At 72.1% G+C, this 17,112-nt stretch carries 16 protein-coding genes and 3 tRNA genes; 6 read left to right on the plus strand and 13 right to left on the minus strand.

All coding sequences use genetic code 11. The features are described 5' to 3' along the window. Positions 1-119: 119 nt before the first annotated feature. From ATL40_RS07675 to ATL40_RS07685, 3 genes are all read right to left on the minus strand, one after another. Entirely contained in the window at positions 120-851 is a 732-nt protein-coding gene (locus ATL40_RS07675; protein ID WP_098469028.1) for an anaerobic ribonucleoside-triphosphate reductase activating protein, read from the minus strand. After that, a complete protein-coding gene (locus ATL40_RS07680; protein WP_098469029.1) occupies positions 851-2,662 on the minus strand; it encodes a ribonucleoside triphosphate reductase in 1,812 nt (603 codons plus the stop codon). Before ATL40_RS07680 ends, ATL40_RS07675 begins: the two co-directional genes overlap by 1 nt. Before the next feature lie 196 nt (positions 2,663-2,858). After that, positions 2,859-3,680, minus strand: coding sequence for a glycerophosphodiester phosphodiesterase family protein (locus ATL40_RS07685; protein WP_098469030.1), 822 nt, complete (start codon positions 3,678-3,680; stop codon positions 2,859-2,861). A gap of 77 nt (positions 3,681-3,757) precedes the next feature. Here ATL40_RS07685 and ATL40_RS07690 point away from each other — a divergent pair. The 3 genes from ATL40_RS07690 to orn all read left to right on the plus strand — a co-directional run bounded on the left by ATL40_RS07690 (position 3,758) and on the right by orn (position 5,559). Then, positions 3,758-3,830: transfer RNA gene (locus ATL40_RS07690), tRNA-Lys, on the plus strand. Between the two features lie 119 nt (positions 3,831-3,949). After that, the gene (locus ATL40_RS07695) at positions 3,950-4,903 is read left to right on the plus strand and encodes an ATP-grasp domain-containing protein (protein ID WP_098469031.1); all 954 of its coding nucleotides are present in this window, start codon (positions 3,950-3,952) and stop codon (positions 4,901-4,903) included. 77 nt (positions 4,904-4,980) lie between these two features. Continuing rightward, complete coding sequence (gene orn / locus ATL40_RS07700) at positions 4,981-5,559, plus strand: oligoribonuclease (RefSeq protein ID WP_098470360.1); 579 nt, start codon at positions 4,981-4,983, stop codon at positions 5,557-5,559. Between the two features lie 144 nt (positions 5,560-5,703). On the opposite strand, the gene rsgA is transcribed toward orn, so the two are convergent. The 4 genes from rsgA to ATL40_RS07720 all read right to left on the minus strand — a co-directional run bounded on the left by rsgA (position 5,704) and on the right by ATL40_RS07720 (position 7,899). After that, positions 5,704-6,720 carry a ribosome small subunit-dependent GTPase A gene (gene rsgA / locus ATL40_RS07705; protein WP_098469032.1) on the minus strand — a complete coding sequence of 339 codons (1,017 nt, stop codon included), beginning with the start codon at positions 6,718-6,720 and terminating at the stop codon, positions 5,704-5,706. 126 nt (positions 6,721-6,846) lie between these two features. Next, a tRNA-Leu gene (locus tag ATL40_RS07710) sits at positions 6,847-6,931 on the minus strand. A 183-nt stretch (positions 6,932-7,114) separates the two neighbouring features. Continuing rightward, positions 7,115-7,594 carry a peroxiredoxin gene (locus ATL40_RS07715; RefSeq protein ID WP_098469033.1) on the minus strand — a complete coding sequence of 160 codons (480 nt, stop codon included), beginning with the start codon at positions 7,592-7,594 and terminating at the stop codon, positions 7,115-7,117. A 229-nt stretch (positions 7,595-7,823) separates the two neighbouring features. Beyond that, positions 7,824-7,899: transfer RNA gene (locus ATL40_RS07720), tRNA-His, on the minus strand. A 146-nt stretch (positions 7,900-8,045) separates the two neighbouring features. On the opposite strand from ATL40_RS07720, the gene ATL40_RS07725 reads away from it, so the two are divergent. The 3 genes from ATL40_RS07725 to ATL40_RS07735 are packed head-to-tail and all read left to right on the plus strand — an operon-like array spanning position 8,046 to position 9,390. Next, positions 8,046-8,315 carry a Rho termination factor N-terminal domain-containing protein gene (locus ATL40_RS07725; RefSeq protein ID WP_098469034.1) on the plus strand — a complete coding sequence of 90 codons (270 nt, stop codon included), beginning with the start codon at positions 8,046-8,048 and terminating at the stop codon, positions 8,313-8,315. Next, positions 8,316-8,792, plus strand: coding sequence for a DUF6328 family protein (locus ATL40_RS07730; RefSeq protein WP_098469035.1), 477 nt, complete (start codon positions 8,316-8,318; stop codon positions 8,790-8,792). A 52-nt stretch (positions 8,793-8,844) separates the two neighbouring features. Then, positions 8,845-9,390 (plus strand): DUF4916 domain-containing protein, encoded by a 546-nt coding sequence (locus ATL40_RS07735; protein ID WP_098469036.1) that lies wholly within the window; start codon positions 8,845-8,847, stop codon positions 9,388-9,390. 29 nt (positions 9,391-9,419) lie between these two features. Here ATL40_RS07735 and ATL40_RS07740 read toward each other — a convergent pair whose 3' ends face one another. From ATL40_RS07740 to murI, 6 genes are all read right to left on the minus strand, one after another. Continuing rightward, on the minus strand, positions 9,420-11,048 hold the full coding sequence (locus tag ATL40_RS07740; protein WP_098470361.1) for an ATP-binding cassette domain-containing protein: 1,629 nt from the start codon (positions 11,046-11,048) through the stop codon (positions 9,420-9,422). 45 nt (positions 11,049-11,093) lie between these two features. After that, positions 11,094-11,720: an RdgB/HAM1 family non-canonical purine NTP pyrophosphatase gene (gene rdgB / locus ATL40_RS07745; protein ID WP_098469037.1), complete on the minus strand. Its 627-nt coding sequence runs from the start codon at positions 11,718-11,720 to the stop codon at positions 11,094-11,096. Continuing rightward, positions 11,717-12,487, minus strand: coding sequence for a ribonuclease PH (gene rph / locus ATL40_RS07750; protein WP_098469038.1), 771 nt, complete (start codon positions 12,485-12,487; stop codon positions 11,717-11,719). Before rph ends, rdgB begins: the two co-directional genes overlap by 4 nt. Positions 12,488-12,573: 86 nt before the next feature. Beyond that, positions 12,574-15,225: a phosphoenolpyruvate carboxylase gene (locus tag ATL40_RS07755; RefSeq protein WP_245866878.1), complete on the minus strand. Its 2,652-nt coding sequence runs from the start codon at positions 15,223-15,225 to the stop codon at positions 12,574-12,576. 219 nt (positions 15,226-15,444) lie between these two features. Continuing rightward, complete coding sequence (locus ATL40_RS07760; protein WP_098469039.1) at positions 15,445-16,221, minus strand: MBL fold metallo-hydrolase; 777 nt, start codon at positions 16,219-16,221, stop codon at positions 15,445-15,447. Beyond that, positions 16,218-17,093 (minus strand): glutamate racemase, encoded by an 876-nt coding sequence (murI, locus tag ATL40_RS07765; protein ID WP_098469040.1) that lies wholly within the window; start codon positions 17,091-17,093, stop codon positions 16,218-16,220. Before murI ends, ATL40_RS07760 begins: the two co-directional genes overlap by 4 nt. Positions 17,094-17,112: the final 19 nt, after the last annotated feature.

The following is a 17,112-nucleotide window of genomic DNA, read 5'->3' on the forward strand; positions in this document are numbered from 1 at the left end:
CGCCAGGGGCCGATCCCCATCACCCGCACAGGAGGGGCGAGGCGCGCCCGTGATACACGCCGCGCTCCGACGCGCCGACAGCGACCGTGGCGTCGCTCACCGCATGCGGCACCACGGGCTCATCGCACGGTGAACTTCTCGAAGCCCAGCGCCCCGACCTGCTCCGCGAGCGCCGCGAACTCCTCGTCCCACCCCGGCGGGTGGGCCTCGCGCAGGTGCAGGGTGCCCTCGGCGCGAGCCTGCTGCAGCGCGTAGTGGCGCACCCCCGCGGCGTGCAGTTCCCGCGCGAGCTCCAAGGTGTCCTCTGCCATGCCTGGCGCCACGGTGGTGCGCACCTCGTAGTCGAGCCCCGCAGCGGCCGCCTGCAGGACCAGGGTGAGGGACGCCGTCGCCCGCCGCGCCGCGTTCGCCGCCCCGGCCACCCGGTCGTAGCAGCCGGCCGAGGCCTTCATGTCCAGCCCCACCCAGTCCAGGTGCGGCAGCAGCGCGGCCAGCCGCGCCGGGTAGGCCCCCGCGGTGTGCAGGCCGACGGCGAACCCCGCCGCGCGGATCCACCGCACCGCCTCGAGCGCGGCGGCCTGACGAGTGGGCTCACCGCCGGTCAGGACCACGCCGTCGAGCATGCCGGACCGGGAGCGCAGCAGGGCCAGGACCTCCTGCCAGGTGTGCGAACCGGGCGCGCGGGCCTCCTGCAGGTCGGGGTTGTGGCAGTAGGAGCATCGCCAGGGGCAACCCTGCAGGAACACCGTCGCGACCAGGTGCCCGGGCCAGTCGACCGTGGAGAACGGCACGATGCCCGCGATCACGAGGCCGGCGGGATCGGCGGGATCGCGCGTGGCAGCGGTAGGCATCACACCGGGGCCGGCGCCACGAAGGGCGTCCGCTGCGCGTACTCGCCCCGCTTGCCGATGTTGAAGGAGCTGACGGGACGGTGGTAGCCCATCACCCGGGTCCACACCTCGCACTCCTGCTCCCGCCCGGCGCCGGCGCACCGCGGGCAGGTGACCTGCTCCCCGGCCAGGTAGCCGTGCGTGGGGCAGATGGAGAAAGTCGGGGTGATCGTGAGGTAGGGCAGGGAGAACCGGGTCAGCGAGCGCCGCACGAGTTCCCGGCAGGCGACGGCGGAGCTCACCTGCTCCCCCAGGTACAGGTGCAGCACGGTGCCGCCGGTGTACTGCCGCTGCATCTCCTCCTGCGCCTGCAGCGCCTCGAACGGGTCGGCGGTGTGGTCCACGGGCAGCTGGGAGGAGTTGGTGTAGTACGGGTTGGCCTCGGTGCCGGCCTGCAGGATCCCTGGGTAGCGGCGGCGGTCCTCCTTCGCGAACCGGTAGGTCGCCCCTTCCGCGGGTGTGGCCTCCAGGTTGTACAGGTGCCCGGTGGTCTCCTGGAACTCCACGAGACGCTCGCGCACGTGGGTGAGCACCCGCAGCACCAGCGCCCGCCCGGCCGGGGTGGTGATGTCCTCCTCCGACTCCCCCTCTCCGCTGGGGAAGAAGTTGCGCACCATCTCGTTCATGCCGTTGACGCCGAGCGTGGCGAAGTGGTTGTCCAGCGTGGCGAGGTAGCGGCGGGTCCAGGGGTACAGGCCGGCCTCCAGCAACTCGGCGACCACGGCGCGCTTGGCCTCCAGCGTGTCCCGTCCGATCTCCAGGAGGGCGTCGAGCTCGGCGATCAGCCCACGCTCGTCCCGGGCGTGCAGGTAGCCCAGGCGTGCGGTGTTGATCGTGACCACGCCGATGGAACCGGTCTGCTCCGCGGAGCCGAACAGCCCGTTGCCGCGCTTGAGCAGTTCCCGCAGGTCCAGTTGCAGGCGGCAGCACATGGAGCGGATCATCCCGGGGTCGAGCTCGGAGTTGATGAAGTTCTGGAAGTAGGGCAGTCCGTACTTCGCGGTCATCGCGAACAGTCGCTCGGCGTTCTCGCTCTCCCAGGGGAAGTCGGCGGTGATGTTGTAGGTGGGGATGGGGAAGGTGAACACCCGGCCGTCCGCATCGCCCTGGGTCATCACGTCGATGTAGGCGCGGTTGATGAGGTCCATCTCGGCCTGCAGGTCGCCGTAGGTGAACTCCATGACCTCCCCGGCGATCAGAGGGTGCTGCTCGGCGAGGTCGGCGGGCACGGTCCAGTCGAAGGTGAGGTTGGTGAACGGGGTCTGGGTGCCCCACCGGGAGGGGACGTTGAGGTTGTGGATCATCTCCTGCAGCACCTGGTGGACCTGGTCGTAGGTCATCGTGTCCAGGCGCACGAACGGCGCGAGGTAGGTGTCGAAGGAGCTGAAGGCCTGGGCACCGGCCCACTCGTTCTGCAGGGTGCCGAGGAAGTTGACGATCTGGCCACAGGCGCTGGACAGGTGGCGCGGGGGTCGGGAGGAGATGGCGCCCGGCACGCCACCGAAACCCTCCTCGATCAGGGTGCGCAGGCTCCAGCCGGCGCAGTAGCCGGCGAGCATGTCGAGATCGTGGATGTGCAGGGCGCCGCTGCGGTGCGCCTCGCCCGCCTCGGGGGCGTACACCTCATCGAGCCAGTAGTTGGCGACCATCTTCCCGGAGGTGTTCAAGATCATGCCGCCGAGCGAGTAGCCCTGGTTCGCGTTCGCGTTCACCCTCCAGTCGGTGCGCTGGAGGTACTCGCGGATGGTGCTGACGGGGTCGACGTGCGGCATGGCTGTCTCCTACGGGCTCGGGCCCGCGTCGGGGGTACGGAACACCAACCACACTATGTAGGGGTTCACTCGCCGTCACGGCACTACATCTGGTGTGTCGTGTGGGCTATCCCACACCGTCGCGGGACCTTCGGCCCTGGCGTGGGGCCGGCACCCGAGAGTGCGGGGCGCCCCGCTCCCGCGCCGGGTGCGGCACTCACCCGAGCGGGATCCCCCGCTCGCGCCACACGGCCGCCGCAACCGAGGGCACGTCAGTCACCACGCCGTCGACCCCCATGTCCAGGAGGCGGTGCATCTGCGCCGCCTCGTTCACGGTCCACACATGGACCACGTGACCCTCCGCATGCGCGCGGCGCAGGAAGGTGGGGGTCACGATCGGGAGCCCGCGAAAACTCAGCGGGACCTGCACGGCGCGGCCGGGCGGCACCGCCGCAGGGCGGGCGCGATCGTCCGCGGCGACTCCGGCACGGGCCCCAGCCCCGGCACCGCGCGCCGCCCGGGGCGCGAGGGAACGCACGCGCAGGGCTGCGACGTCGCGCATACCCATGCCCAGCGCGGTGCGTGCACGAGTCACCCGCGCCATCGTGTCGATCCGCCCGCAGTCGAATGCCGTCAGGCACACCCGATCGGCGGCACCCGCGGCCCGCACCGCACGCAGGACCTCCCGCATGATCGAGTCGGTCTTCGCATCGAGATTGAAGGCGACCTGTGGGAACTCCTCCAGGGCGCCGGCAAGCGTGAGCGCTGCGGCGCCGTCCACATCCCGCATCGTCTCGAGCTCGGCCCAGGTCACCTCCGAGATCGGCCGGGGATCGCCGAAGCGGCGCTGCAGTGTGGGGTCGTGCGCGAGGACGGCTACGCCGTCGCGCGTGGGGCGGACATCGGTCTCCATCACCCGCACCCCGTGGCCGAGCATGCCCCGGATCGCCTCGCGGCTGTTCTCCGGGGCCTCATCCCCGCCGCCGCGGTGCGCGAGGATCGCGGGCAGGCCCGAGGTGTACAGCGATGTGGTGCTCATCACCCCATGGTGCCCCCGCCCGCCCGAGTTTGGAGTCACCGGCGCAGAGTGCTAGAGTCTCTTCTCGCCGCTGGCATGCACCTCTAGCTCAATTGGCAGAGCAACTGACTCTTAATCAGTGGGTTCTGGGTTCGAGTCCCAGGGGGTGTACAGACACCGAAGGCCCCGACAGGCCCGGAAATTCCCGGGAGCGTCGGGGCCTTCGCACGTGCCGGGTCCGCACGCGTGATCTTCCGACTGCAACGCGGTGGTGGGCTACGGTGGTCCCCGTGACCAACGCCGGACCTCGCATTGCGCTCGTGACCTCCTCCGAACTCGCCGGTGGGGAGCCGGACGATCGCGCGCTCGCGGTCGCGCTCGCCGAGCGAGGCGCGCAGGTCGACTTCGCGGTGTGGGACGACCCGAGCGTGGACTGGCACGCCTACGACCTCGTGATGCTGCGTAGCGTCTGGGACTACAGCACCCGCCGCGAGGAGTTCCTGGCGTGGGCCGCCACGGTCCCCACCCTGCGCAACCCCGCGAATGTGGTGCGCTGGAACAGCGACAAGCACTACCTCGCCGAGCTCGCCAAGGCCGGTCTGCCCGTGGTCGAGACCCAGTGGCTCGAGCCTGACCGCACCTACGACAAGCGCGACCTGCACAATCGCTTCCCGGCTCGCGAGGACTTCGTGGTCAAGCCCGCCGTCTCCGCGGGCTCCGCGGACACCGGTCGCTACACCGCCACCGACGCCGACTCCCGCCGCCTGGCCATCAAGCACGCTCACCGGCTGCTGAGCGCGGGCCGTTCGGTGATGGTGCAGCGCTACATGCCGGAGATCGACACCTACGGTGAGTCCGGCCTGGTCTTCCTGCACGGGCAGTACTCCCACGCCGTGCACAAGGGCGGGATGCTGGAGAGCGAGGACACCGGCGACGGCGAGGCCTACGTCAAGGAGGTCATGGAGCCCTGGCAGCCCTCGCAGCTCGAGATCGACACCGCCCAGCGGTTCGTCTCCGAGGTCCGGCGCCTCATCCCCGGGCGATCGATGGGGTCGCGCCCCCTGCTGTACGTGCGCGTGGACCTGGTGGTCCGCGGCGAGCGCCCGCCGCTGCTGATGGAACTCGAGGCGGTGGAGCCCGCGCTCTACCCGGCCCTGGCACCCGGCGCCCTGGACCGCCTCGCGAGCGCGGTGCTGCGCGAGGTCGCCTACGGCGCCGACGCGAACAACGACTCCGGCGCCTGATACCCCAGCGAACGCCGACCCGAGAGAGACACGTGGCTGCACGAACATCCGATCCCATCGTGTGGATCGACTGCGAGATGACGGGGCTCGACTTCGTCAACGACGCGCTCATCGAGGTGGCGGTGATCGTCACCGACTCCGAACTCACGCCAGTGGCACCGGGACTCGATGTGGTGATCGCACCGCCGGAGGGCGCGGTGGAGCGGATGAACGACGTGGTCCGGGAGATGCACACGCTCTCCGGGCTCCTGGAGGAGCTCCCGGACGGCGTGACGATGGCCGAGGCCGCCGATCAGGTGCTGGACTACCTGCGGGAGTTCGTGCCGGAGGCCGGGAAGGCGCCGTTGGCCGGCAACTCCGTCGGCACCGACAAGGTGTTCCTGGACCGGGACATGCCCGCCGTGATCGAGCACCTGCACTATCGGATCATCGACGTCTCCTCGATCAAGGAACTCGCCCGGCGCTGGTACCCGCGCGCCTACTACGCCTCGCCCAAGAAGAACGGCGGACACCGGGCGCTGGCGGACATCGCCGAGAGCATCGATGAGCTGCGCTACTACCGGGCCGCGCTGTTCCCGCACGGCGACGGGCCGGCCTCGGCGGACCTGCGCAAGCAGGCCCAGATGATCAGCCAGAGCGCCACCCCCGCCTCCTGACACCGCGAGGCCGTTGCGCCCGCACCACGAGGACGTTCCAGGGGGAGCAGCGGCCTGCAGAACCACCTCGCGGTACCTGCAGAACCACCTCGCGGTACCTGCAGAACCACCTCGCGGTACCTGCAGAACCACCTCGCGAAGGCTCTAGCGGCGGAACTTCCCGACGCGCTTGAGGTCGCGCACCCGGCGCGCGTGCTGCCTGCCCTGCGCCTTGATCTCCTGCGCGAGGCGCCCGCTCATCCGTGCCCGTTGCCGGGCGGCCTCGCGTTCATGGGAGCGCCACGAGGCCAACCGGTCGGCGTCCAAGGTCCCGTCCGCCACCGCCGCCTCGATCGCGCAGCCGGGTTCGCCGTCGTGCTGGCAGTCGCGGAAGCGACACTCCTGGGTGAGTGCGACCACGTCCGGGAATCCGCGCTCGAGCGCATCCTCTCGCGCGACCAGCCCGACCGCGCGCACGCCCGGGGTGTCGATCACCCAGGCGGTGCCACCGGCCAGGGGCAGCGGCAGGAGGCGCCGGTGGGTGGTCGTGTGCCGACCCTTTCCGTCCGAGCGCCGCTCCCCCGTCGCCATCACCTCGGCGCCCGCCAGGGCGTTGACCAGGGTCGACTTCCCCGCGCCCGAGGGGCCCACGAGCACCAGGGTGAGGTCGTCCGCCAGGAGCGCGCGCACGTCGTCGAGGCCCTCACCGGTGACGGCGCTGACGGATCTCACCTCCACCGCTGGCGCCACCCGTTGGACCTCGGCCACCACGGCGCTGGGGTCGCGGTGCAGGTCCGCCTTGGTCAGCACCACCGCCGGGGTCGCACCGGAATCCCACGCCAGCGTGACGAACCGCTCGATCCGTCCGAGGCTCGGGGCGGGGTCCAGGTGCTCCACGATGAGCGCGAGGTCGAGGTTCGCGGCCATCACCTGGGTGTGGGAGGTGCGGTCGGCGGTGTCGCGTACGAGTTCGCTGCGGCGCGGGAGCAGCAGAGCCCGCTCATCCGCGAGCACGACGGCGTCGCCCACCGCGGGCACGGTCGGCTCACCGACGGTGCGCTCGAGCAGGCCGCCGGGCTTGAGGGGCACGGCGCGTTCGACGCGCGTGGCGCCACAGTCCAGGAGCAACACCTGCGTGCGGTCCACACGGGCCACGCGCCACTGCGGGGTGGTGGAGGTCATGGGTTCAGGCTAGGAACGCCGTCCAGCGTAATTCGCCCGCGCCCCGAGCGGTGAGAGACGACGAAACCCGCGAGGGACGACGCCGGGCGTCGTCCCTCGCGGGTTTCGTCGTCTCCCGTGGGCTGCTGGTGCGCGAGGCGGGACTTGAACCCGCACGTCCGAGGACACAGGAACCTAAATCCTGCGCGTCTGCCAATTTCGCCACTCGCGCCTGCGACGGTCCAGCCTACCCGCGCGGTTCCGTGGGCCGGACCCCCGCGCGGTTCCGTGGGCCGAACCCCCGCGCGGTCCCGTGGGCCGGACCCCCGCGCGGTCCCGTGGGCCGGTCCGTCTGGCGGGCTGCGCCGTCGGGACTACTGCCGCCGGACTACCGCGCCGCGGAACTACCGCGCCGTCAGGAGGCGAGGCCCAGGTCGCGGCGCAGCTTGGCGACGTGACCGGTGGCGCGCACGTTGTACTGCGCCAACGTGAGGGTGCCGTCGGGGGCGACGACGAAGGTGGAGCGGATCACGCCCGTCACCTTCTTGCCGTACATGCTCTTCTCGCCCCAGGCGCCGTAGGCCTCCAGGACCTCGCGCTCCGGGTCGGAGGCCAGCGGGTAGGGCAGCTTCTCCGCATCGGCGAAGCGCTCGAGCTTACCGAGCTTGTCCGGGGAGATGCCGACGACCTCGTACCCCGAGGCGCGCAGCGACGCGAGCGAGTCGCGGAAGTCGCACGCCTGCGTGGTGCAGCCGGGCGTGCCGGCCGCGGGGTAGAAGTAGACGATCACGCCCGCCTCGGTCCGCGTCCGCAGGTCGGCGAGGCTCACGGTGGCGCCGTCGGCCGTGGGGAGGGTGAACTCGGGGGCGACGTCGCCCACCTGCAGTCGTGGCATGTACGGCTCCTTCGGGTTCGGGCGGGACCCCGCCGGGCGGGGCCATTCACACCTGCGAGCCTACCCGCCGGGCGCCCGCCCGCGGCCCGCGGCGGGGTGAGACCACCGACGAATCACCCCTGCGCGCGCACACCCGGGAGCCCGTGTCGGCTCGCCGCGCGGGCCCCTCGAGGGCGGACACAGAGACGTCGAGAGGCCCGGATCGCGGACGATCCGGGCCTCTCGCACGTGGGGTGAGTAACGGGGCTTGAACCCGCGACCTCCTGGACCACAACCAGGCGCTCTACCAGCTGAGCTATACCCACCATCGCACCGCATCGGTGTGTGGCGCCGGTCCACTATAGCCGACCACAGGCGTCGATTCGCACCGACCGGGCGCCTCCCCCTTGTGTCCCGCGCCACAGGCTGCGCATGCTCGAAGCCCCCCCGAACCCGAGCAAGGGAAGGCATCATGGCACGGCAGGAACCCGGACCCAGTGTCAAGGACAACGAGCTCTACGAATCCCTCCGCGACGAGGGGAACTCCAAGGAGAAGTCGGCTCGCATCGCCAACGCCGCCGCGAACAGTGGCCGGTCCACGGTAGGACGGCGGGGCGGGAAATCGGGTGCCTACGAGGACTGGACGGTCAGTGAGTTGCGCGAGCGTGCCGCCGAACTCGGCATCGAGGGTCGCTCACGAATGCGGAAGGCCGACCTCATCGACGCCCTGCGGAGCCACTAGGTGACCGAGCGACTACCCGCCGACGATCGCGACGAGAGCGACTCCGAGCGCGCGGACCGGAACTGGGTCGAGTTGCTGCAGGAACTCCGCGTGATGCAGACCGGCGTCCAGGTGCTCACCGGTTTCCTGCTGACCCTCCCGTTCCAACAGCGATTCACCGAGTTGAGCACCGGCCAGGTGACCCTCTACCTGGTGCTGGTCGCACTGTCCGTGGCCACCACCGGGGTCCTGATCGCGCCGGTGAGCGTACATCGCCTCGTCTTCCGGCGCGGCCTGAAGACGCCGCTGGTGACCGTGGGTGCTCGGCTCACGCTGGTCGGCGTGGTGATGCTGGGCCTGGTAGTCACCGGTACGGCGGTGCTGGCGTTCAGCGTGGTGGTCTCCGGCACCGCCGGGCTCATCGCGGGTGCCATCACGGCGATCCTGCTCCTGGCCCTCTGGCTCGTGCTCCCCATCGGACTGACGCGGCGCGGGTAGCCGCGCGTGTCCACCCCGCACGGCCCTTGCGCCGTGAGGTAGGAATGAGGGTGTGAGCGAAGTACGCGCCGATGACATGGGGCCCTGGCTCGCCCCGGAGCAGTTGGAGTTCGTGCGCCGCAAGGTGCCGATGGTCTACGTGGACCTCGTACCCGTGCTCCTGGAGCCGGACGGGGCGCTGAGCAAGGTCGGCCTGCTGCTGCGCAACCCCCGCGAGGGCGGACTGTGGCGCACCGTGGTCTCCGGCCGGGTGCTGCTCGGCGAGACGATCCGCACCGCGATCTCCCGCCACATCGAGAAGGACCTCGGCCCGATGGCGCTGCCCCGCATCCCGGCGAGCCCGCAGCCCTTCACCGTGAACGAGTACTTCCCCGTGCCGCGCACAGGCAGCGGCGTCAGTTACCACGACCCCCGGCAGCACGCGGTCTCGCTGGCCTACATCGTGCCGATCGACGGCGATGCCCGGGCCCAGGAGGACGCGCTGCAGTTGATCTGGCTCACCCCGAGCGAGGCCCTGGACCCCGTGATCCAGGGCGACATGATCTCCGGGCACGGCCCGCTGGTGCGCGCCGCGATCTCCCACCTCGGCGGGATCTGACCCCACCGATCGGGTGCGGCGCCGCCTGCTCAGACGAGGTCGAGCTGCGGCCAGTCGGCGAAGTCGGCGCGCATCACCCGGTCGTGTGTGGCGATCACCACCGCCGCCTCGGTCCGGCGCAGCCAGAAGGTCAGGGAGTCCACGAGGTCCACCGCGAGGTGGTTCGTCGGCTCGTCCAGCAGCAGCACGTGCGGCATGGCGGCGAGCACCAGCGCCAGGTCGAGGCGGCGGCGCAGCCCCACCGAGAGCTCGCGCACCGGACGGTCCAGGTCCTCCTCGCTCACCAGGCCCGTCTCGGCGACCGGGAGCACCTCGCGCGGGTTCAACCGCCGCTCCTCGAGCAGCGTCAGCGCGGTGCGGGCAGCCAGATCGAAACCGGTCTCCTCGCCGCGCTCATCGCGCCGGCTCTCCTGCCACAGCACGCCCACCCGCAGCGCGGGTGAGGTGGCCGCCCCGGCGAGCAGCCCGAGCAGGGTCGACTTCCCGGCGCCGTTCGGCCCGTTCACCACCAGGCGGCCACCCGGCGGCACCGCCACCATGAGGTCCGCCCGCTCCAGCCGGCCCGGGACGTGAGCGCCGGGCAGCAGGAGCGCATCGCCGTCGTGCACCGTGGGCCTGGCCTGCAGGTCGGGCCAGGTGACATCGGTGGGCGGCGGGGGCACGGCGGCGGCCCGCGCCGCGAGCTGCTCCATCCGCTTGTCCGCCGCCTTGACGTGCTGCCGGGCACGGGTGGCGCGGCGGTGCTTGCGGCTGCCCTTCTCCGGGCGCCACTCGTCCGAGAGGCCCTCGTAGGTGGCGTCCCGGGTCCAGTACAGCTGCGCCATCCGGCGCTGCTCCGCGGCGTAGCGGGCGCGCCAGCGCTCGACCGCGGCGTCCTTCGCGGCGCGGTAGTCCGCGTACCGCAGGGCGCCGTACCGCGCGGGCGGACCCTCCATCGTGGGGTCGAGGTCGAGGATGGTCTCCACCGCGTCGTCCAGCAGCGCCCGGTCGTGGGTGACCAGCACCACGGCGCCCGGCCACTGCGCCAGGCGCGCGGTGAGGTGCTCGATCGCGGCGTCGTCGAGGTGGTTGGTGGGCTCGTCCAGCAGCAGCACGTCGGAGCGTTCGGCCAGGGCGCAGGCCAGCCGCACCCGGTAGCGCTGCCCCACGCTCATCTGCGCCAGCGGGCGCTCCCGGTCCCGCGGGGCGCCGAACCGGGTCAGGGCCTCGTCCAGCTCGCGGTCCACGTCCCAGGCGCGCAGCGCCTCGTAGCGTTCGACGGCGTCGCTCGCCTCCCGCGACGTGCTCGCCTGCCCGGAGCGGCTCGCGGCCGTGGGGTCGGTGAGCCGCTCCAGGGCGGTGGTCATCGCCGTCGCCGCCTCGCGGGCGCGCCGCAGGCTCGCCGCCAGCGCATCGCCCAGCGTCTCCCCGCCGGCCACGGGCAGCTCCTGCGCCACGGTGACGACCGACCCGCGCCGCTGGACGGTCCCCGAATCGGCCTCCAGCGCGCCGGCGAGCAGGCGCAGCAGCGTGGACTTCCCGCTGCCGTTCTCCCCCACCACCCCGATCCGGGCGCGCTCGGCCACCACGAGGTCCACCCTCGTGAGCACGGGGTGGTCGGGGTAGGCGAAGCTCAGCCCACGGGCGATCAGCCGCGGGCCGCTGCCGGCGGGGTCCACGGCGGGCGTGAGCGAGGAGCCCGCGGGGTGGTCGGGATCGGTCACTCAGCCCCCGGCGCCGAGCACCCGCGCCACCTGCGGCGCGATGGCCCGGAAGGCGGCGCCGCGGTGGCTGATGGCGTTCTTCTCGGCGGGTGAGAGCTCGGCGCAGGAGCGGCTCTCGCCGTCGGGTCGCAGGATCGGGTCGTACCCGAAGCCGCCCTCGCCGTGCCGCTCGGTGAGCAGGGTGCCGGCGAGCCGACCCTCGCGCACGATCTCCTCCCCCGTGGGCGTCACCAGCGCCGCGGCGCACACGAACGCGGCCCCGCGGTGCTGCGCGGGCACATCGCTCAGCTGCGCCAGCAGCAGGTCGAGGTTCGCGGCGTCGTCCCCGTGCACGCCGCTCCAGCGGGCGGAGAAGATCCCGGGGGCGCCACCGAGCACGTCCACGGCGAGACCGGAGTCGTCCGCGAGGGCGGGCAGCCCGGTGGCCTCGGCGAGGGCGCGCGCCTTCTTCAGGGCGTTCGCGGCGAAGGTGACGCCGTCCTCGACCACGTCGGGTACCTGCGGGTAGGCGTCGGCTCCGACCACCGCGCCGGGCGCCAGGCCCGGCAGCGCCGCGGCGAGGATCGCCCGCAGCTCCCCCACCTTGTGGGCGTTGCGGGTGGCCAGCACCAGGCGCGGGGTGGTCATGCCCGGTACCCGGCGGGCTCGGTGGCCAGGGCCTCACGCTGGATCCGGGCGAGGTCCGCGGTACCGGCGACGGCGAGGTCGAGCAGGCTGTCGAGTTCGGCGCGGCGGAACGGGGCGCCCTCCGCGGTGCCCTGCACCTCGATGAACTCCCCCGAGCCGGTGGTGACCACGTTCATGTCGGTCTCGGCGCGCACGTCCTCGCTGTAGGGCAGGTCGAGCATCGGGGTGCCGTCGATGATGCCGACGCTGACGGCGGCCACGGAGTCGGTCAGCACGGCGCCCTTCTTCACGTGGCCCTCGCGCTGGCCCCACGCGATCGCATCGGCCAGGGCCACATAGGCGCCCGTGATCGCGGCGGTGCGGGTGCCGCCGTCGGCCTGCAGCACGTCGCAGTCCAGCACGATGGTGTTCTCCCCGAGCGCGGCCACGTTCACCACGGCGCGCAGGCTGCGGCCGATCAGGCGGGAGATCTCGTGGGTGCGCCCGCCGATCTTGCCGCGCACGGACTCCCGGTCACCGCGGGTGTTGGTGGCGCGCGGCAGCATGGCGTACTCCGCGGTCACCCAGCCCTTGCCGCTGCCCTTGCGCCAGCGCGGCACGCCCGCGGTGAAGGAGGCGGCGCACAGCACCCGGGTGTTGCCGAACTCCACCAGCACGCTGCCCTCGGCGGCGTCCAGCCAGCCTCGGGTGATGCGCACCTCGCGCAGCTGCTCGGGGGTGCGGCCGTCGGCGCGGGTGATCGTCTGCTGCGAAGCGGTGCTCGTCATGCCCCCCAGGCTACGTGCCCGGAACGCACGAACGCGCCCCGCGGGCCTGGACCCAAGCCCGCGGGGCGCGTCACGCAGTCGGCGACTCAGCCGGTGTTCTGCAGGCCGGCGGCCACGCCGTTCACCGACAGCAGGAGCAGGGACCGCAGCCCGGCGACCTCCTCCTCCGGGGCGCCGGCCCGCAGCCCGCGCAGTGCCCGCAGTTGGATCAGCGAGAGGGCGTCCACATACGGCGAGCGCAGTTGCACGGCGCGGCCGAGCACCTTGGAGGTCTCCAGGGGCCGCTCGTGTCCGGTGGCCTTGAGCACCCACTCCCGGGTGAGCGCCATCTCCTCCATCACCAGGTCCGCGAGGTCCTCGCGGTCCCCGAGGGCGAGGTAGCGGCGGGCGATGCGCTCATCGGCCTTGGACAGGGACATCTCCACGTTGTCCAGCAGGGTGGCCAGCAGCGGCCACTCCTCGTAGGCGGAGCGCAGGGTCGCCACGTCACCCACGGCGGCCAGCGCGGTGCCGAGGCCGAACCAGCCGGTGAGGTTGATGCGTGCCTGCGTCCAGGAGAACACCCACGGGATGGCCCGCAGGTCATCCAGGGAGTTCACCGACAGGCCGCGCTTGGCGGGGCGCGAGCCCAGCGCGAGCAGGCCCACCTCCTCCAGGGGGGTGACCTGGGCGAACCACTGCGGGAAGCCCTCGGAACGCACGAGTTGGTAGAACCGTTCCCGGGAGACCCGGTCCATGGTCGCGGCGATGTCGGCGAACTTCTCCGCGGCCCCGGAGTTGCGGGCCTCGATGGAGGGCGCGGAGGACATCAGGGTGGCGGCGCCGACCTGGTCGATGTGCCGCGAGGCGATGGCCTTGTCCCCGTAGCGGGCGAAGATGACCTCGCCCTGCTCGGTGAGCTTGAAGCGGCCGTCCACCGAGTGCGGGGGCTGCGCGAGCACCGCGCGGTTGGCGGGGCCGCCGCCGCGCCCGAGCGCGCCGCCGCGGCCGTGGAACAGGGTGAGCTCGAGGTCGTTGTCCAGCGCCCACTGCGCGATGCGCTGCTGCGCGTCGTACAGCGCAAGCGTGGCCGAGACCGGGCCGACGTCCTTGGAGGAGTCGGAGTACCCGAGCATGACCTCGATCTTGCGGTCCCGGGCGGCCAGACGCTCCGCGAACGTCGGGTGCTTGATGGCCTCGTCGAGGATGTCGACGCTGTTGTTGAGGTCCTCGAAGGTCTCGAACAGGGGGATGGAGTCGATCACCGGGGGCGTGCCGCCGTGTGCGGAGATCTCCGCGAGCTCGAACACCGCCGCGAGGTCCTGTGCCTTCTGGGTGAAGGAGACGATGTAGCGGCGCGCGGCGCTGGGGCCGTAGCGGCGCTGGATCCGCCCGATCATCCGGAAGGTGTCCAGCACCTCCTTCGACCGGGGCGAGAGGTCGCCGTCGACCCCCTTCTCGCGCAACTCCGCGAGGGTCTCGGCGTGCACCTGGGAGTGCTGGCGCACCTCGAGCTCGGCCAGGTGGAAGCCGAAGGTCTCCACCTGCCAGATCAGGTGCTGCAGTTCGCCGTAGGCGCTGCGCCCGTCCCCGGCCTCCGCCAGCGAGGACTGCACCAGGCGCAGGCCCTCGAGGAACTCCTCCGGCCCGTGGTAGGCCAGGTCCGCGTTGCGTTCCCGGGTGGCCTTGATCCGCCCGGCCATGAACAACAGCACCTGGCGGTAGGGCTCACCGGGGGAACGCTCCTCGATGGCGGTGGCGAGCTCCTCCGAGAGGTCCCGGTGCCGCTCCAGGAGGTCCAGCACCGCGCGGGAGGGCGGGGTGGTCGCCGCGTCCAGGGTGAGCTCGCGGCCAACCCGCGTGGTGTGCTTCTCCAGGCCGAGCAGGATGTGCTCGGCGGCGATGATGGAGGCCTCCCGGGTGATCTTCGCCGTGACGTTCGGGTTGCCGTCCCGGTCGCCACCGATCCAGGTGCCCATCCGCACGAACGCGGGGGCCTTCGGGGGCACGGTGCCGGTGGTCTCCGGCTGCAGCGCCGTGTCCAGCGCGCGGTACATCAGCGGGATCTGCTCGAACAGGGTGGTGTCGAACACCGACATCGCGGTGCGAACCTCGTCCAGCACGGTGGGCTTCTCGGTGCGCACCAGGGCGGTGCGCCACATCACGTCGATGTCCGCGAGGATCTGGCGGTGCAGTTCGCGCACCTCGGCCTCGTTGGCACGCGGATCATCCAGCGCCGCGACGCTCGCGGAGATCCGCCGGATGGCGGAGGAGACGGCACGACGGCGCGCCTCGGTGGGGTGGGCCGTCAGGACCGGGCGGAACTCCAGTGCCGCCAGGCGGCGCATGGTCTCCTCCTCCCCGACCTCGCCCTTGAGTTGGGAGATGGCGCCGGGGATGGTGTCCACGGCGGGGAGGATGCCCTGCGGATCGGAGAAGTCCCGGGCGCGCAGGGTGCGGGCCCGGTGGTACTCCTCGGCGAGGTTGACCAGATGGAAGTAGCAGGTGAAAGCCCGCGCCATGTCCGCCGCGCGCTTGTCGCTCAGACCCGCCACGAACTCCTCGGCCTGCGCCAGCGCATCCTCCGATCCGCCGTAGGCCTCGATCGTCAGGGATCGCAGCGCCTCGACGTCGTCGAGCAGACCCTCATCGCCGCTCTCGGCGAGCACCCGCCCGAGCAGTTCCCCGAGGAGTCGTACGTCACGCCGCAGCGGCGCGGGCATCTCCGGCGCCGCGCTGCTCCTGGTGTCCTGCGTCATCCGATCGCATCCTTCCCTTGCCAGTCGTGACTGCGACAGTAGCCCGCATCTGTGACGCTGACATCACGAGACTGCCACTACTTGGTCAATGAGAGACCAACATCACGCCATCCGTCCAGCGGGTGCGGCGCCGTCTCAGATGGCGGTGCCCAAACGGCGGTGCCCAAACGGCGGTGACCAAATGGCGGGGCCCAGGTAGCGGTGCTCAGGCGAGCGGGGTCAGAGGAGGTAGTCGGCTCCCGCGTGCGTGACCTCGACCGGGCCGCTGTAGGCACCGCGCGCGCCCGCCAGCACCCGGGCGGCATCGGTCCACGGCTGCAGGTGCGTCAGCACCAGCCGGCGGGCACCCGCACGCGTCGCGACCTGACCCGCCTCCGCACCGGTCAGGTGGATCCCCGGCGGGTGCTCCAACCCATCCTGGAACGCGGCCTCGGCGAGCAGCAGATCCACGCCCCGGCCCACGGCGATCGCGCCCTCGCACCACGCCGTGTCGCCGGTGTAGCCCAGGTGCGCGGCGCCGTCGTGCACATCCGAGGGGCCGCTGACCCGCAGTCCCCACGCGGGGATCGGGTGCCGCACCGGGTGCGCCTGCAGGCGAAGCGCCCCGATCCGCACCTCCTGCCCCTCGGTGAGGTGCTCGACGGCGAAGACCTCGGAGATCTCGGGGGCCTCCATCTCGCACAGCACGGCCAGGCGCTCCCGGGTCCCCTCCGGGCCGATCACCCGCAGCGGAGGCAGCGCGCCGTCGGGGCCGTAGCGGCGCCAGACCGCCATCGCGGTCAGGTCCGCGCAGTGATCGGGATGCAGGTGGCTGAGAACCACCGCGTCCAGTGCGGTGGGACTCGTCTGCGCCATCAGCGGACCGAACGCCCCGGAACCCAGGTCGAGCGCCACGACGGTGTCATCCTCGCCCGCGCCGGCCCGCACCAGATAACTGGAGGCGGCCGAGTCGGGGCCCGCCATCGAGCCGGAGCACCCCAGCACGGTCAGCCTCATCGCGAGCCCCCCGGGTCGTAGGCGGCCAGCATCTCCGCGGTGATCCGCGGCAGTTCTCCGGTGACCTCCACCGCATCGTGCACCGTGGGCACCTCCGGGCCCAGGAACCGGCGCGCCAGGGTGCGGAACGCGGCTCGGTCCCCGGTGGCCAGCCACTCGTGCACCGGCGGCGGGGCGTCGTCCGGGCGCAGCAGGTCGCGTTGCACGAGCTGGCGGAAGAGGTCCTTCGCGGTCTCCTCCGCCGAGGAGACCAGGGTGACGCCCTCCCCCATCGTGTAGGAGATCACGCCGGTCAACAGGGGGTAGTGGGTGCACCCGAGCACCAGGGCATCCACCCCGGCCTCCCGCAGCGGCGTCAGGTAGGTCTCCGCGGCGCTCAGCACCGCCGGCCCGGAGGTGATGCCACGCTCGACGAACTCCACGAACTGCGGACAGGCGGCCGTGGCGATGCTCAGGTGGGGCGCGGCGGCGAAGGCGTCCTCGTAGGCGCGGGAGGTGATGGTGGCGCTCGTGCCGATCACACCGACGCGGCCGTTGCGGGTGGCCGCCACGGCGCGGCGCACCGCGGGGTGGATCACCTCGACCACGGGGATCCCGGCGGTCTCGTAACGCTCGCGGGCGTCTCGCAACACCGCGGAGGAGGCGGAGTTGCACGCGATGACCAGGGCCTTGACGCCGGAGGACACGAGCCGGTCCAGCATCTGCAGGGAGTACTCCCGCACCTGCGCGATGGGCCGCGGGCCGTAGGGGGTGCGGGCGGTGTCTCCCAGGTAGCGCACGGCCTCGTGCGGCATCTGGTCCAGGATCGCGCGGGCCACCGTGAGCCCACCGACCCCGGAGTCGAAGACGCCGATCGGCGCGTCGCACTGCATGTCCTCAGGGTATCCAGGC

It is taken from the genome of Serinibacter salmoneus (assembly GCF_002563925.1).
Lineage (GTDB): Bacteria > Actinomycetota > Actinomycetes > Actinomycetales > Beutenbergiaceae > Serinibacter > Serinibacter salmoneus.